This is a genomic window from Wenzhouxiangella sp. XN201 (assembly GCF_011008905.1).
Lineage (GTDB): Bacteria > Pseudomonadota > Gammaproteobacteria > Xanthomonadales > Wenzhouxiangellaceae > Wenzhouxiangella.
The window spans coordinates 1657658-1670295 of record NZ_JAAIVI010000017.1; the positions used below are offsets into that span (position 1 = coordinate 1657658).

The 12638-nt window shown below is 63.8% G+C and carries 11 protein-coding genes; 3 read left to right on the forward strand and 8 right to left on the reverse strand.

The genetic code is table 11. The features are described 5' to 3' along the window. Positions 1-172: 172 nt before the first annotated feature. The 7 genes from G4Y73_RS07885 to radA form a co-directional block, all read right to left on the reverse strand. A complete protein-coding gene (locus tag G4Y73_RS07885) occupies positions 173-898 on the reverse strand; it encodes an S-methyl-5'-thioinosine phosphorylase (RefSeq protein WP_164231004.1) in 726 nt (241 codons plus the stop codon). Further along, positions 895-1449 carry a phosphoribosyltransferase family protein gene (locus tag G4Y73_RS07890; protein WP_164231005.1) on the reverse strand — a complete coding sequence of 185 codons (555 nt, stop codon included), beginning with the start codon at positions 1447-1449 and terminating at the stop codon, positions 895-897. The genes G4Y73_RS07885 and G4Y73_RS07890 overlap by 4 nt, the downstream gene beginning before the upstream one ends. Continuing rightward, positions 1442-2752: a mechanosensitive ion channel family protein gene (locus G4Y73_RS07895; RefSeq protein ID WP_164231006.1), complete on the reverse strand. Its 1311-nt coding sequence runs from the start codon at positions 2750-2752 to the stop codon at positions 1442-1444. The genes G4Y73_RS07890 and G4Y73_RS07895 overlap by 8 nt, the downstream gene beginning before the upstream one ends. A gap of 27 nt (positions 2753-2779) precedes the next feature. Then, entirely contained in the window at positions 2780-3796 is a 1017-nt protein-coding gene (gene nagZ, locus G4Y73_RS07900; RefSeq protein ID WP_205596516.1) for a beta-N-acetylhexosaminidase, read from the reverse strand. Then, complete coding sequence (gene rlmD, locus G4Y73_RS07905; protein WP_164231007.1) at positions 3793-5118, reverse strand: 23S rRNA (uracil(1939)-C(5))-methyltransferase RlmD; 1326 nt, start codon at positions 5116-5118, stop codon at positions 3793-3795. Before rlmD ends, nagZ begins: the two co-directional genes overlap by 4 nt. A 90-nt stretch (positions 5119-5208) precedes the next feature. Further along, positions 5209-5790, reverse strand: coding sequence for a YdbL family protein (locus G4Y73_RS07910; RefSeq protein ID WP_164231008.1), 582 nt, complete (start codon positions 5788-5790; stop codon positions 5209-5211). A 168-nt stretch (positions 5791-5958) separates the two neighbouring features. Next, entirely contained in the window at positions 5959-7332 is a 1374-nt protein-coding gene (radA, locus tag G4Y73_RS07915; RefSeq protein WP_164231009.1) for a DNA repair protein RadA, read from the reverse strand. Between the two features lie 234 nt (positions 7333-7566). Here radA and pspF point away from each other — a divergent pair, with 234 nt between their 5' ends. Further along, the gene (gene pspF, locus G4Y73_RS07920; protein WP_164231010.1) at positions 7567-8571 is read left to right on the forward strand and encodes a phage shock protein operon transcriptional activator; all 1005 of its coding nucleotides are present in this window, start codon (positions 7567-7569) and stop codon (positions 8569-8571) included. Here pspF and G4Y73_RS07925 read toward each other — a convergent pair. Beyond that, positions 8568-10157: a sensor domain-containing diguanylate cyclase gene (locus G4Y73_RS07925; RefSeq protein WP_164231011.1), complete on the reverse strand. Its 1590-nt coding sequence runs from the start codon at positions 10155-10157 to the stop codon at positions 8568-8570. The genes pspF and G4Y73_RS07925 overlap by 4 nt on opposite strands. Positions 10158-10273: 116 nt before the next feature. Between G4Y73_RS07925 and tdh the strand changes: the two genes are divergently transcribed. Together tdh and kbl are read left to right on the forward strand one after the other, a co-directional pair. Next, a complete protein-coding gene (gene tdh / locus G4Y73_RS07930) occupies positions 10274-11317 on the forward strand; it encodes an L-threonine 3-dehydrogenase (RefSeq protein ID WP_164231252.1) in 1044 nt (347 codons plus the stop codon). A gap of 125 nt (positions 11318-11442) precedes the next feature. Next, positions 11443-12636, forward strand: a complete 1194-nt coding sequence (kbl, locus tag G4Y73_RS07935; RefSeq protein ID WP_164231012.1) for a glycine C-acetyltransferase — start codon at positions 11443-11445, stop codon at positions 12634-12636. Positions 12637-12638 lie beyond the last annotated feature (2 nt).

Here is a 12638-nt window from a genome sequence, read left to right on the forward strand (position 1 = left end):
CGGCATGAACGAGCGACTGGTGTGGGCGACGGATATGCTCTTCAGGATACTGCGCCACCCGTATAAACCCAAGGGAAATCAGGGAGAAGTGGTTCACTGTTTTGGGGGGATAAATGTGAAGTAGCAACCCTTGAATGTGGAGCGTCAGGTATCAAGCGTGAAGTGTTAAGTGCTATGTGTGAAGGGCATGGAGTACCTGGCGGACGTTCTGCATCGCATCGGCCAGCACCCGGTGGATGGCAGCCTCCGAGATGGGTTCGTCTTCCAGGCCGGCAGCGGCATTGGCGACCACGCACAGGCTGGCGTAGTCCATACCCGCCTCGCGCGCCAGAGCGGCCTCGGGCATCGCCGTCATGCCCACCAGATTGCAGCCATCCCGGCCCAGGCGGCGGATCTCGGCGGCCGTTTCCAGCCTCGGCCCCTGGGTAACGGCCATGCAGCCGCCGTCCACGCATGACTGTCCCACGGCGGTCGCAGACTCAAGCAAGGCGCGGCGCAGCGACTCCGAAAAGGGCTGCGCGAACTCCACATGTTGCAGCGGAGTGATGTCGTCATCGCTGAAGGTATGCCGCCTGCCCCAGGTGTAGTCGATGAGCTGATCGGGAACGACCAACGCGCCAGCGGCGTGGTCCGGATCCATGCTGCCCACGGCGTTGATGGCGACGATCTGCGCCACGCCGAGTCGGTGCAGCGCATCGATGTTGGCGCGATAATTGATCCGGTGCGGAGGAATGCGGTGCGGCCGGCCGTGCCGGGCCAGGAACCAGGCTCCGCCATTGTCGAGATCTATCCGAGCCAGCGTTGCCGAAGCGGCTCCATAAGGTGATTCAACGCGTCGGTGCTCGAGCACATCGAACAAGTCCAGTGCGCCGGTGCCACCAATAATCGCCAGGCTCATGCCGGCAACGCCCAGATGGCATCCAGTTGCCGCCACAGCCCCTGATAGTCCATGCCGCAGCCGAAAACGTAGCGATCGGGCACTTCCAGGGCATGGTCGTCCACCCAGTCCCGATCGAGACCGCGGTCGTGCTGCTTGCGCGCCAGCACGGCCGTGGTGATCCGACCCACACCCTGGGCTCGCAAGCGCTCTACCACCGCTTGCATGGTATAGCCCTCGTCGAAAATGTCATCGACGAGCACGACGTGGCCGTCCGGCACCAGATCATCGGGCCAGTGCTGCCAATGGATTGCCCCGCCGCTTGTAGCCTCCCGATAGCGGGTGGCGTGAACGTAGTCAACGCGCAGGGCGAAACGAAGCCGACGCGTCAATTCAATCGCCGGATACATGCCGCCCTTCATCAAGGCGATGACCGAAAGTACGCTGTCGGACCCGACCAGGTGCTTGATGCGATCGGCCTGGGCATCGAGTGCCTGCGCCACCGTTTCGGGCGCGAACAGGCATTCGGCCCCGGCCGGCCAGTTCGGATTGCGGTCCACCGCATCAGGCATTGCCTTCTCCACCGTCTCCGCTGTCTCCGCCGACATCGCCACCGCGGGGTTCACGCTTGTCACGACTGGCGTCGGTCTTGACCTGTTTGCTGGTCTTCTTATCCCGGCGTGCCCGCGATGACGCCGTGCGTGCGTCGCTGGTCGAACTCGATGCTTCTGGATCGGACCCTTGAAGGGCCGCGGAATCGGCCGGGATCGCTTCCCGCACCTCGTCGGCCAGTTGCTCGGTCATGTCGATCTTGAGCGTTCGGGTCGGGAAGGCGACTTCGGCCCCGTGCGACTCGATGATCTCACCGATGCTCAGCAGCACGTCCTCGCGCACCTGGTGATACTCGGTCCAGACCACCGTCTTGGTGAAGCAATAGATCATGATGTCGAGCGAGCTTGCCCCGAATCGATCGAAGTGCACCATCGTCGTCTGCGTCGTATCGAGCGCATCGTGGTTCATGATGTACTCGCGGATCGCCTCGACCACCTTCCGAACAACGCTGAAATCGTCGTAGCGCACGCCGATGTGCTCGGCAATGCGGCGATGGGTCATGCGCGAGGGGTTCTCCAGCGTCACCGTGGTAAACGTGGCATTGGGCACGTACATCGGGCGCTTGTCGAACTTGCGAATGCGGGTAACGCGCCAGTCGATATGCTCGACCGTACCTTCGATCTCGCGGTCGGGGGAACGCACCCAATCGCCGACCGAAAACGGCCGGTCCATGAAAACCGTAAAGCCGCCGAAGAAGTTGGCCAGCAGGTCGCGTGCAGCCAGACCCACGGCGATGCCGCCGACACCCCCGGCGGCCAGCAAGCCGGAAATCGGAATATTGAGAATGCTCAATCCCGTCAGGATGCCGGTAATCACGAAGGCAATACGGACGATGCGACCCAGCACCGTGGTCGTGGTCAGGTCGACGTATTCGTCGCGCTTGCGCCGCTCCTCGACGAAGGCCTTCTCGAAACCGCTCGTCAGGCGGTAGAAGAACCAGGTGGCCGCCACCACCAGGCCGAGCTGCTGGATCGCATTGAGCAGCGAAGCATCGAAGGTAATCACCTCGGTATGCGGCGCAATCACGCGCGCCGCCATGATCACGCCCTGCCACCAGATCAGCAAGGAGACGGGGCGCTTGCCGGCATAGACCACCGCGTCGTCCCACAGGTGTGTGCTTTTCTCGGTCAGTCGATCCAGGTGATTGACGAAGATGCGGTAGACCAGCTCCAGCAGCAGCGCCGCCAGGACGATGGCAAAAGCCTTGATGGCCCAGCCGGGAATGCCGACCATACCGCTGAGATTGTCGATCAAGTCCTGCATTTCTCTCCTTTAGCCAAAAGCCCGCAACTAGCTCAATGCCCGCAACGAATCCCGCCAGGCCCGAAACTCGGGCACCAGCGCCTGCTCTTCCAGATCGGCCATCGCCCGGCCATAAAGGCGCTCCAGGGTACCGGTCTCGGGCGAAGTCCAGCCGCTTTCGCTGTCGATCAAACCGCGTGCCGACTCGGGCCGACAGACCAGGACCGCGTCACAGCCGGCAGCCAGCGATCTGGAGACGCGTTCTGCCAGGCTGCCGGCCGGGCTGGCGCCGGCCATGTCCAGGTCGTCGGAAATGACCACGCCCCGGAATCCCAGGCGTTCCCTCAAGGTCTCGATCACCCAGGCGCGCGAGTAGCCTGCGGGCTCACAATCGCGTGCCGGGTAACAAACGTGCGCCATCATAACGCTGTCGAGCTCACCGGCCAATTCCGCAAATGGCGCGAGATCGTCCGCCAGTGCCTCGAGGTCGCGATCATCGACGACCACTTCGTCGTGGGAGTCCGCCTCGACCGACCCGTGACCCGGGAAATGCTTGCCGCAACATCGCATGCCCGCATCCTTCATGCCCGCGATGTAGTGGGCGCCCAGGTCGGCAACATCGGCCGGGTCCGATGCCATGCTGCGATCGCCGATCACGCTGCTGCCGCGATCCAGATCGAGCACCGGTGCAAAGCTGAGATCGAGGCCGTGACCGAGCACTTCGGCGGCCATGACCCGACCGTGACGATAGGCCAGATCGCGGGCCCTGTCAGGATGCGAGGCGTACCACCGACCCAGCAGGGCCAGCGGCGGAAGCGGCGTGAAACCTTCACGGAAGCGCTGAACCCGCCCGCCTTCCTGGTCGACCGCCAGCAGCAGGCGCGGTGAACGCAACGCACGAATCTCTTCGCTCAGGGCACGGAGCTGCTCTGGCGATTGATAATTACGCGTGAACAGAATGACGCCGCCGACGGCCGGTTGCCTGAGCATCTCGGCCGTCGCTGCATCAAGTGCAGTGCCATCGATACCTACGATCAAAGGCCCCAGGGGCAATTCAACCATCATGCGCGCTCGAACAGGGCGATGGATTCAACGTGGGCGGTGTGCGGGAACATGTCGGCGATGCCAGCGCCCGCGAGTCGGAAGCCGTGATGGCTCACGAGCTCACCGGCATCCCGCGCCAGGGTGCCGGGATTGCAGGAAACGTAAACGACGCGTTTTGCACCCGAACCGGCGATCATCGGCAGGATTTCGAAGGCGCCGCTGCGCGGCGGATCGATCAGCACGCTGTCGAAACCGGCCCGATACCAGGGCCGCGCCGAGACATCCTCGGTCAGGTCGGCGACTTCCAGTTCGATATTGTCGATGCCGTTGCGGCGCGCGTTGGCCTGGGCCGCCTCGATCAGTTCGGACGCACCCTCGATGCCCGTAACCTGCCCGGCGCGCGTGGCCAGCGGCAGCGTGAAATTGCCCAGGCCGCAGAACAGGTCGAGCACGCGCTCATCGGAAGCCGGGTCCAGCAGATCAACCGCCCGATTGACCAGCGCCCGGTTGATGGCGGCATTGACCTGGATGAAATGCTGGGGATGAAAGGCCATCTCGAGGTCGAATTCATCCAGGCGATAGGTCAGTTCGTGCTGCTCCGGCCAGAGACGGTGGACGGTATCCGGTCCCTTGGGCTGCAGGTAGACCGCAATGCCGTTGTCATCCGACCAGCGCTTTAGCGCCACAAGGTCTTCCGTGGTCAATTCGCGCAGGTGGCGAATGACGATGGCCGAAGCCTCGTCGCCACTGGCGGTCTCGATCTGCGGTACCGCGTCGGCCACCGACAACTCACCGAGCAGGTCGGAGAGGCTCTGGAGGCGGTCACTGAAATCCGGGTGCAGCACGCGGCAGTCGCCCACGTCCGCGACAAAACGCCCCTGCGGCTCGCGGAACCCCACCAGCACGCGCCCCTTGCCCCGCACCAGCCGGGCGCTCAGGCGACTGCGGCGGCGGTAGTACCAGGGCTTGGCCGAAATCGGATCCCACCACTCGCCGGGGCTGACCCCGCCGATGCGTTCGAGGTTATCGACCAGGCGCTTGTGCTTCCACTCGACCTGGGCAGCGTGATCGAGATGCTGCAGCGCGCATCCTCCGCAACGATCGAACCAGGGACAGTCGGGCTCGACCCGCTGGGGAGAGCCTTCCAGCACTTCCTCGCAGAGCGCTTCATCGAAGCGCCGGTTGCGCCCGATGATCTTTGCCGAGACTCGCTCGCCCGGCAGCGCGCCGTGCACGAACACGGCCTTGTCTTCATGCCGCCCAACCCCGCGCCCGTCGTGCGAAAGATCGTCGATCTCTATCGTGATCGGCTCCGTCGGCAAGCGCCGGCGTCTTCTACCCATGAAAACTCGTTGGCTGGTTAGCTGGTTGGCTGGTTGACTTGTTGACGGGTTAACCAGCAAACCAGCTAACCAGCCAACAAGCGAACGGTTCTATTTTTGCGTCCATTCACCATCGGCGGTCTGGTAATACCAGCCGGGCTTTGCATTGGCGATCCAGCGCCGGGCGAAAGTATCGCGGATTTCCGGTTCCCACTCGGGGTGGCCGTTGGCAATGGCAATCTCGCGATAGACGGCGTTGCGGTCGGAGTTCTCCTCGCCGACCACACGCTCGAGGTTACGCCGTTCGGACAGGCCCACGGCCGAGCGGTCGCGGATCTCGACCAGACCATTGTTGGAAAACCCGATGGCACCGGCTTCGTACCAGGTGGTCAGCTGTTCGCGGTGGCGCTCGCTCATGCGTTGCTTGATGTCCTGGATCTGCGGCGTATCGATATCGATATCGGGGGCCTGTGCGTGCGCCGATGCCACGGGCGAGAGCGCGTGCCAGCGCGAACTCCGTGCTGCCTGGGAGCCGTTGGAAGGCGCTGCGGGTGCATCCTCGCCCAGCACATCGCGGATGAACCGATCGGCCGCACGCTCCGCCGCCGCCTCGGGAAAGTAGACATTGATGGTGACGCAGGCCGCCAGGGTGAATACCGTGGCAAGGGCCGTCAGGGAGACAAAGCGGTTCATGAGCTGTACTCCGGCTGGGAATGGCTGACAATCTCTCACGCAGAGCCTGAATTATGCCTGAATCGAATCATTCCGGCGGAACGGCGGCCCAAATGCGGCACGGCAATCCTGGAACAGACGGTTGTCAAACAGAACACGCGAAAGCGGTGAATATCACGTTTGCCCCGCCTACATCTCATCGGCCGCAGCCAGCGCATCGACCAGCCTGCGGCAGCCGCGGGCAGTGATCTTGACCTTGACGCCCTTGAGGTTGGCTTCGGGCACGAGGGCCCGGTCAAAGCCCTGCCCGGCCGCTTCGCGCAGGCGCTCTTCGCCGTTGTAGACCGGCCTCAGCTCGCCCGCCAGGCCGACCTCGCCGAAGGCGACCAGGCCCTTCGGTAGTGGCTTTTCGCGCAGCGAGGACTTGAGCGCCAGCGCGATAGCCAGGTCGCTGGCGGTCTCGGAGATGCGCATGCCGCCGGCCACGTTGACAAACACGTCCTGATCGCCAATCTGGATGCCGGCGTGGCGGTTCATCACCGCCAGCAACATGGCCAGGCGATTGGGATCGATGCCTACGGCCACACGCCGCGGGTTGGACAGGCTCGAAGGGGCCACCAGAGCCTGCACTTCCACCATCAGCGGCCGCGTCCCCTCGCGCGTGACCAGCACACAACTGCCCGGCGCCGGCTCTTCCTGGCCTGACAGGAAGATGGCCGAAGGGTTGCCGACGGCTTTCAGGCCCTTGTCGGTCATGGCGAACACACCCAGTTCGTTGGCCGCACCGAACCGGTTCTTGACCGCGCGAATCAGGCGATAACGGCTACCGGAGTCGGACTCGAAGTACAGCACGGCATCAACCATGTGTTCGAGGACACGCGGCCCGGCCAGCGCGCCTTCCTTGGTGACGTGCCCGACCAGCACCACGGCACAGCCGGTCTGTTTGGCGAACTGCACCAGCCGGGCAGCACATTCGCGTACCTGGGCGACCGCACCGGGCGCCGACTGCAGCGACTCGGTCCAGAGGGTCTGGATGGAATCGACCACCATGAAGTCCGGCTTGCGCTCGGCTGCCGTGGCCAGGATCACTTCCAGGCTAGTCTCGGTCAGGCAGTCAAGCCGGCCGGGGTCAAGCCCGAGTCGACGCGCCCGCATTGCGACCTGCGCGGCCGATTCCTCGCCGGTGACATACAGGCTTCCACGTGCTTCGGACAGGGCATCCTGCGCCTGCAACAGCAGGGTCGACTTGCCGATGCCCGGATCACCGCCGAGCAGCACGACCGAGCCCGGAACGAGCCCGCCGCCGAGCACGCGATCGAGCTCGCTCAGACCCGAAGAGAGCCTGTCGCTGGCCGCCTCGGCCCGCACCTCGGCCAGGTTGCTCACCTTCGCCGAGGCCGTACCCGACCAGTTGCCGCGCCCTTTCGGTCCGCGTGATGCCGCCGTCTCGACGACCCCCTCCTCGAGGGAATTCCACGCCTGGCAGTCCGGGCACTGGCCGGACCACTTGGGAAAACTCGCGCCGCACTCGCGGCAGGTATAAACTGACTTCGCCTTGGCCATGGCAATATTCTGACAGACATCGGAGCCGAGAGAGTCCGTGCCTACATTCGAATCAGAAATTCGAAATACGAAACTCGAAAATACGAAACAAATTCGAAATCCCAAGCACGAAACAAAACACTTCAGCAAATCGCTGCTTCAGGTGTCTGTTTCGGATTTGGTGCTTCGGATTTCGGATTTTGGTGTCATCCTGCAACCCGCGCAAGGGAATCACACCGGCATGCTGACAGCCCGATGAACCGAACTGAGCAGCCAATTATCGGTGAATCGCCCGCCTTTCTCGGCGTGCTTGAAGACGTCTCGCGCGCGGCCGAGTTGAACCGGCCGGTGCTGATCGTGGGCGAACGCGGTACCGGCAAGGAAGTCGTCGCCGAGCGCCTGCACTTTCTTTCTCCACGCTGGGATCAGCCGCTGGTGCGGCTCAACTGCGCGGCCATCAGCGAGCCCCTGCTCGAATCCGAACTATTCGGCCACGAAGCGGGCGCCTTTACCGATGCGGCCCGGCAACGCACCGGCCGCTTCGAGCAGGCCGATGGCGGCACCCTTTTTCTCGACGAACTGGCCAGCACCTCCCTGGCCGTGCAGGAAAAGATCCTGCGCGTGATCGAGTACGGCCGGTTCGAGCGCCTGGGTTCGTCCAAGACCATTGAAGTCGACGTGCGCGTTGTCGGCGCCAGCAACGTCGATCTGCCGACCCTGGCCCGGCAAGGCCGCTTCCGCGCCGACCTGCTCGATCGCCTGGCCTTTGACGTGATCACCCTGCCGCCCCTGCGCGAGCGGCGCGAGGATATCCTGCCCCTGGCCGAGCATTTCGCCATCCGCATGGCACGTGATATCGGCTGGGAGCTGTTTCCCGGTTTCAGTCGCGAAGCCGCCGAGGCGCTGCTGACCTGGCACTGGCCGGGCAACGTGCGCGAACTCAAGAACGCCGTCGAGCGAGGCGTCTATCGCCATCCCGAGCCGGACCAGCCCATCGCCGAGATACAGTTCGACCCGTTCGAGTCACCCTGGCGTCCAGGCGAAACGGGAAGCGACACGCAGGACGGCGAACTCCGGCTGCCGACTGAACCAATCGACCTGCGCGCCTTTCTCGATGCCACGGAACGCCGGCTGGCACGCCACGCACTGACCGTCAACGGCGGGCACCAGGGCAAGGCGGCCAGCTGGCTCAAGCTCAGCTACGACCAGTTCCGGGGCGTACTGAGAAAACACGGCCTGAGCGGCAAGAAGTCCGACTAAGCCGGCCCGGACATCACCCGATTTCGCCCACCCCGCTTGGCCCGGTAGAGTGCGTCGTCGGCGCGCTTGAGCAATTCACCGAAACTGTCGACCTCTTCCTCCAGACCGACCAGGCCGATGCTGACGGTGAGATTCATGCTTCCGTCGGGCAATTCGACCGGGGTCTGCTCGACGCGCCGTCGCAAGGACTCTGCCAGCCGACCCGCCGGGACCGCATCGATGTCGCGCAGTACGACGGCAAACTCCTCGCCGCCGGTGCGGCCGATCAGGTCATCTTCGCGCAGGGTTGCTCGGCAGATGCGGGCAAAAACCTTGAGGGCCTCGTCACCGACCGGGTGTCCCCAGGTGTCGTTGACCGACTTGAAGTGGTCGAGGTCCATGATCATCAGCGCCAGGCCGCTGCCACTGCGTCTCGCCTCCTGGAACAGGTCGCGCGCCCGCCGCAGAAAACTCCTGCGGGAACTCAGCCCGGTCAGGGAATCGGTCGAGATGAGCCGGCGCAGTTCCTCTTCGGTACGCAGCGCCCGGATTGCGCCGCCGATCACGCCGGCGGCCACCTGCAGGGCGTCGATCTCGGCCTGCCCCCAGGCGCGCGCCGTCGTGCAGTCGTCGAAGCCGATCAGGCCCCAGAAACGGCCGTCCATGAAGATCGGCACAACCAGGATGGAGACGATGTCCTGGGCTTCCAGTAATTCACGCTCGGCCTGCGGCAGTTCCTTGACCACACCGTGGACGACCTGCCCGGACTCGAGCAGGGGCTGCCAATCCGGTATGGCCTCGTCGTAGGGCATCCCCTGCATGTCGGGGTTGTCGATCTCGGCCCGGATGCCGGCGCGGCACCACTCGAAGCGCATGTCGGCGACAAGCCGGCCGGTATCATCCTCGGTGCGATTTTCGAAGACGTAGATTCGGTCAGCACTGACCGCTTCACCCAGCACACCCAGGGCCCGGACCATCACTTCGTCCTTGTCACGGGCCGTGAAAAGCAGGCGTGCACCCCGGGCCAGGCTGGCCAGGATGACCTCACGCGACTTGAGCTCTCGCTCGGCCCGTATCCGGGCGGTGACATCGCGCGAAATCCCCTGGATTGCCGTGACCTCGCCAGCCTCGTCGATCACCAGGGTCGCCATCACTTCGACCACCACTTCTTCCCCTGCCGCGGTGCGCTGGCGCAGCTCCACCCGGTAAGGCTCGGTCGGATCGAAACGCCCACCCTTGTAGGCACGAATACGATTCTCGATCAGGCGGCGAACCCACTCGCGTTGCTCGGGCACGACCGATTGTGGAAAGGTCTCGCCCATGGCCTGCTCGACCGAAATTCCGCGCAGGCGCGCGACGGCCGGGCTGATGTAGGTGTAGGACAGCTCCGGCACTTTCAGCGTCCAGATCACATCGGTGGCATTCTCGGCCAGCAGGCGATAGCGTGATTCCGACTGGGCCAGGCGCTCGCGGGCATCGCGCGCACTCTCGAGCGCTTCACGCAATCGGCGATGAAATTGCCGGCGTATGATCGCGGCGGCGACAACCAGCCCGATCAGTAACCCGATAACGCCGCCCAGTCCCAGTTGCAGCAAACTATCCCTCATGCCCCAATAATACGCGGATCGACCGCCCGCACGCGAACCACCACCGCAAAACCGGAAGTCCCCGTCCCTTATAATGGGCGACTTCATTTCACGCGGAGTTTCCCATGACGAGCACGATGCGCGCGCTGGTCAAGCCCGAGCCTGCTCCCGGTCTGGAACTGCGCGAGGTTCCAGTTCCCTCGCCCGGCCCGAACGACGTTCTGATCAAGCTCGAGAAGACCGCGATCTGCGGCACCGACCTGCACATCTATCAGTGGGACGAGTGGTCGCAACGCACCATCCGTCCGCCCCTGATCCTGGGCCACGAGTTCGTCGGCCGCATCGTCGCGCTGGGCTCAAGCGTGCGCGGCTATGAAGAAGGCCAGCGCGTGTCCGCCGAAGGCCATGTGGTCTGCGGAGTCTGCCGAAATTGCCGCGCCGGCAAGCCGCACCTTTGCCCGCATACCGAAGGCATCGGCGTCAACCGCGACGGCGGCTTTGCCGAGTACGTCGTGGTGCCGGCCACCAACCTGTGGCCGATACCCGATCAGATTCCCTCGGAGCTGGCCGCCTTCTTCGACCCCTTCGGCAACGCCGCGCACTGCGCGCTGCAGTTCGATCTGGTCGGCGAAGACGTGCTGATCACGGGTGCCGGTCCGATCGGCATCATCGCCGCGGGAATCGCCAAGCATGTCGGCGCACGCCATATCGTCGTCAGCGACGTCAACGACTATCGCCTGCAACTCGCGCGCGACATGGGCGCCACCCGGACTATCAACGTCACGCAGGAAAACCTGCGCGACATTCGCGAAGAACTCGATATCGACGGCTTCGACATCGGCATGGAAATGTCGGGCAACCCGCACGCTTTCCGCGACCTGCTGACGCTGATGTACAACGGCGGCAAGGTCGCCCTGCTCGGCCTGCTGCCGAAGGACACCGGCGTCAACTGGGACCAGGTCATCTTCAAGGGCCTGGAAGTGCACGGCATCTACGGCCGGCGCATGTACGAAACCTGGTACAAGATGACGCAGATGGTGCTCACTGGCTTTCCGCTACACAAGGTGCTGACTCACCAGATTGCCATCGACGACTTCGAAACCGGTTTCGAACTGATGGCCTCGGGCCAGTGCGGCAAGGTCGTCTGCGACTGGACCGGCAAGGTGGCTGCGGAACGATAGGCTGAGCTTTTGAAACCGCAGATTTCGCAGATTTGCGCAGATTGATTCTTGAGAAAATTGTTCTATAAATCTGCGTTAATCTGCGTAATCTGCGGTTCCCAAAAACCTCAAGCGAGCTAACAACCATGAGCGACGAAGCGACTCTCAAGAGACTGCGAGACGAACTGGCGCAGATCGAAGCCGACGGGCTGTACAAGCGCGAGCGGCAGATCACGACGCCGCAGCGCGTCGAGATCGAGACGCTCGAGGGCGGCAAGGTACTCAACTTCTGCGCCAACAACTATCTCGGCCTGGCCGACAACGCCGAGATCATCGCGGCGGCCAAGGCGGCACTGGACGATCACGGCTTTGGCCTGGCTTCGGTGCGTTTCATCTGCGGCACGCAGGATCTGCACAAACAACTGGAGAAGACCATCGCGGACTTCTTCGGCAAGGACGATGCCATTCTGTATGCGGCCTGCTTCGATGCCAACGGCGGGCTGTTCGAACCGCTGCTGGGGCCGGAGGACGCGCTGATCTCCGATCAGCTCAACCACGCCTCGATCATCGACGGCGTTCGCCTGTGCAAGGCCGAACGCCATCGCTACCCCAATTCGGACATGGATGCGCTCGAAGACATCCTGAAAGAGACCCAGGACAAGCGGACCCGCCTGATCGCCACCGACGGCGTGTTCTCCATGGACGGCTACGTCGCAAAGCTCGACGAGATCACCGCCCTGGCCGAGAAGTACGACGCCCTGGTAATGGTCGATGACTGTCACGCCACCGGCTTCTTCGGCCCCACCGGCCGCGGCTCGGCCGAACACCACGGCGTGATGGACAAGGTCGATATCTTTACCTCGACCCTGGGCAAGGCCCTGGGTGGCGGCATGGGCGGCTTTACCGTGGCCAGCCAGCCAGTCGTCGACATGCTCAGGCAGCGCTCGCGGCCCTACCTGTTCTCGAATTCACTCGCGCCGCATTTGGTCGCCGCCAGCATCAAGGTATTCGAGATGCTGACCGGGTCGAGCGAGTTGCGCGATCGCGTGGCCGAGAACACACGCTTTTTCCGCCAGGCCATGCATGATGCCGGCTTCGAACTGCTGCCGGGCGAACACCCGATCGTACCGGTGATGCTGCACGACGCGCCGCTGGCGCAGAAAATGGCTGACGAACTGCTCAAGGAGGGGATCTACGTGATCGGTTTCTTCTACCCGGTCGTCCCCAAGGGCCAGGCGCGCATTCGCACGCAGATCTCGGCGGCGCACACGCGTGAACATCTCGAGCAGGCCGTCGAGGCCTTCACCCGCGTCGGCAAACGCCTGGGTGTGATCGGCTAGTC

Excerpts from the sequence above, each read along its gene's own strand:
- G4Y73_RS07885 (WP_164231004.1), bottom strand. The coding sequence starts at position 898 with ATGAGCCTGGCGATTATTGGTGGCACCGGCGCACTGGACTTGTTCGAT.
- G4Y73_RS07890 (WP_164231005.1), bottom strand. The coding sequence starts at position 1,449 with ATGCCTGATGCGGTGGACCGCAATCCGAACTGGCCGGCCGGGGCCGAA.
- G4Y73_RS07895 (WP_164231006.1), bottom strand. The coding sequence starts at position 2,752 with ATGCAGGACTTGATCGACAATCTCAGCGGTATGGTCGGCATTCCCGGC.
- nagZ (WP_205596516.1), bottom strand. The coding sequence starts at position 3,796 with ATGATGGTTGAATTGCCCCTGGGGCCTTTGATCGTAGGTATCGATGGC.
- rlmD (WP_164231007.1), bottom strand. The coding sequence starts at position 5,118 with ATGGGTAGAAGACGCCGGCGCTTGCCGACGGAGCCGATCACGATAGAG.
- G4Y73_RS07910 (WP_164231008.1), bottom strand. The coding sequence starts at position 5,790 with ATGAACCGCTTTGTCTCCCTGACGGCCCTTGCCACGGTATTCACCCTG.
- radA (WP_164231009.1), bottom strand. The coding sequence starts at position 7,332 with ATGGCCAAGGCGAAGTCAGTTTATACCTGCCGCGAGTGCGGCGCGAGT.
- pspF (WP_164231010.1), top strand. The coding sequence starts at position 7,567 with ATGAACCGAACTGAGCAGCCAATTATCGGTGAATCGCCCGCCTTTCTC.
- G4Y73_RS07925 (WP_164231011.1), bottom strand. The coding sequence starts at position 10,157 with ATGAGGGATAGTTTGCTGCAACTGGGACTGGGCGGCGTTATCGGGTTA.
- tdh (WP_164231252.1), top strand. The coding sequence starts at position 10,274 with ATGCGCGCGCTGGTCAAGCCCGAGCCTGCTCCCGGTCTGGAACTGCGC.
- kbl (WP_164231012.1), top strand. The coding sequence starts at position 11,443 with ATGAGCGACGAAGCGACTCTCAAGAGACTGCGAGACGAACTGGCGCAG.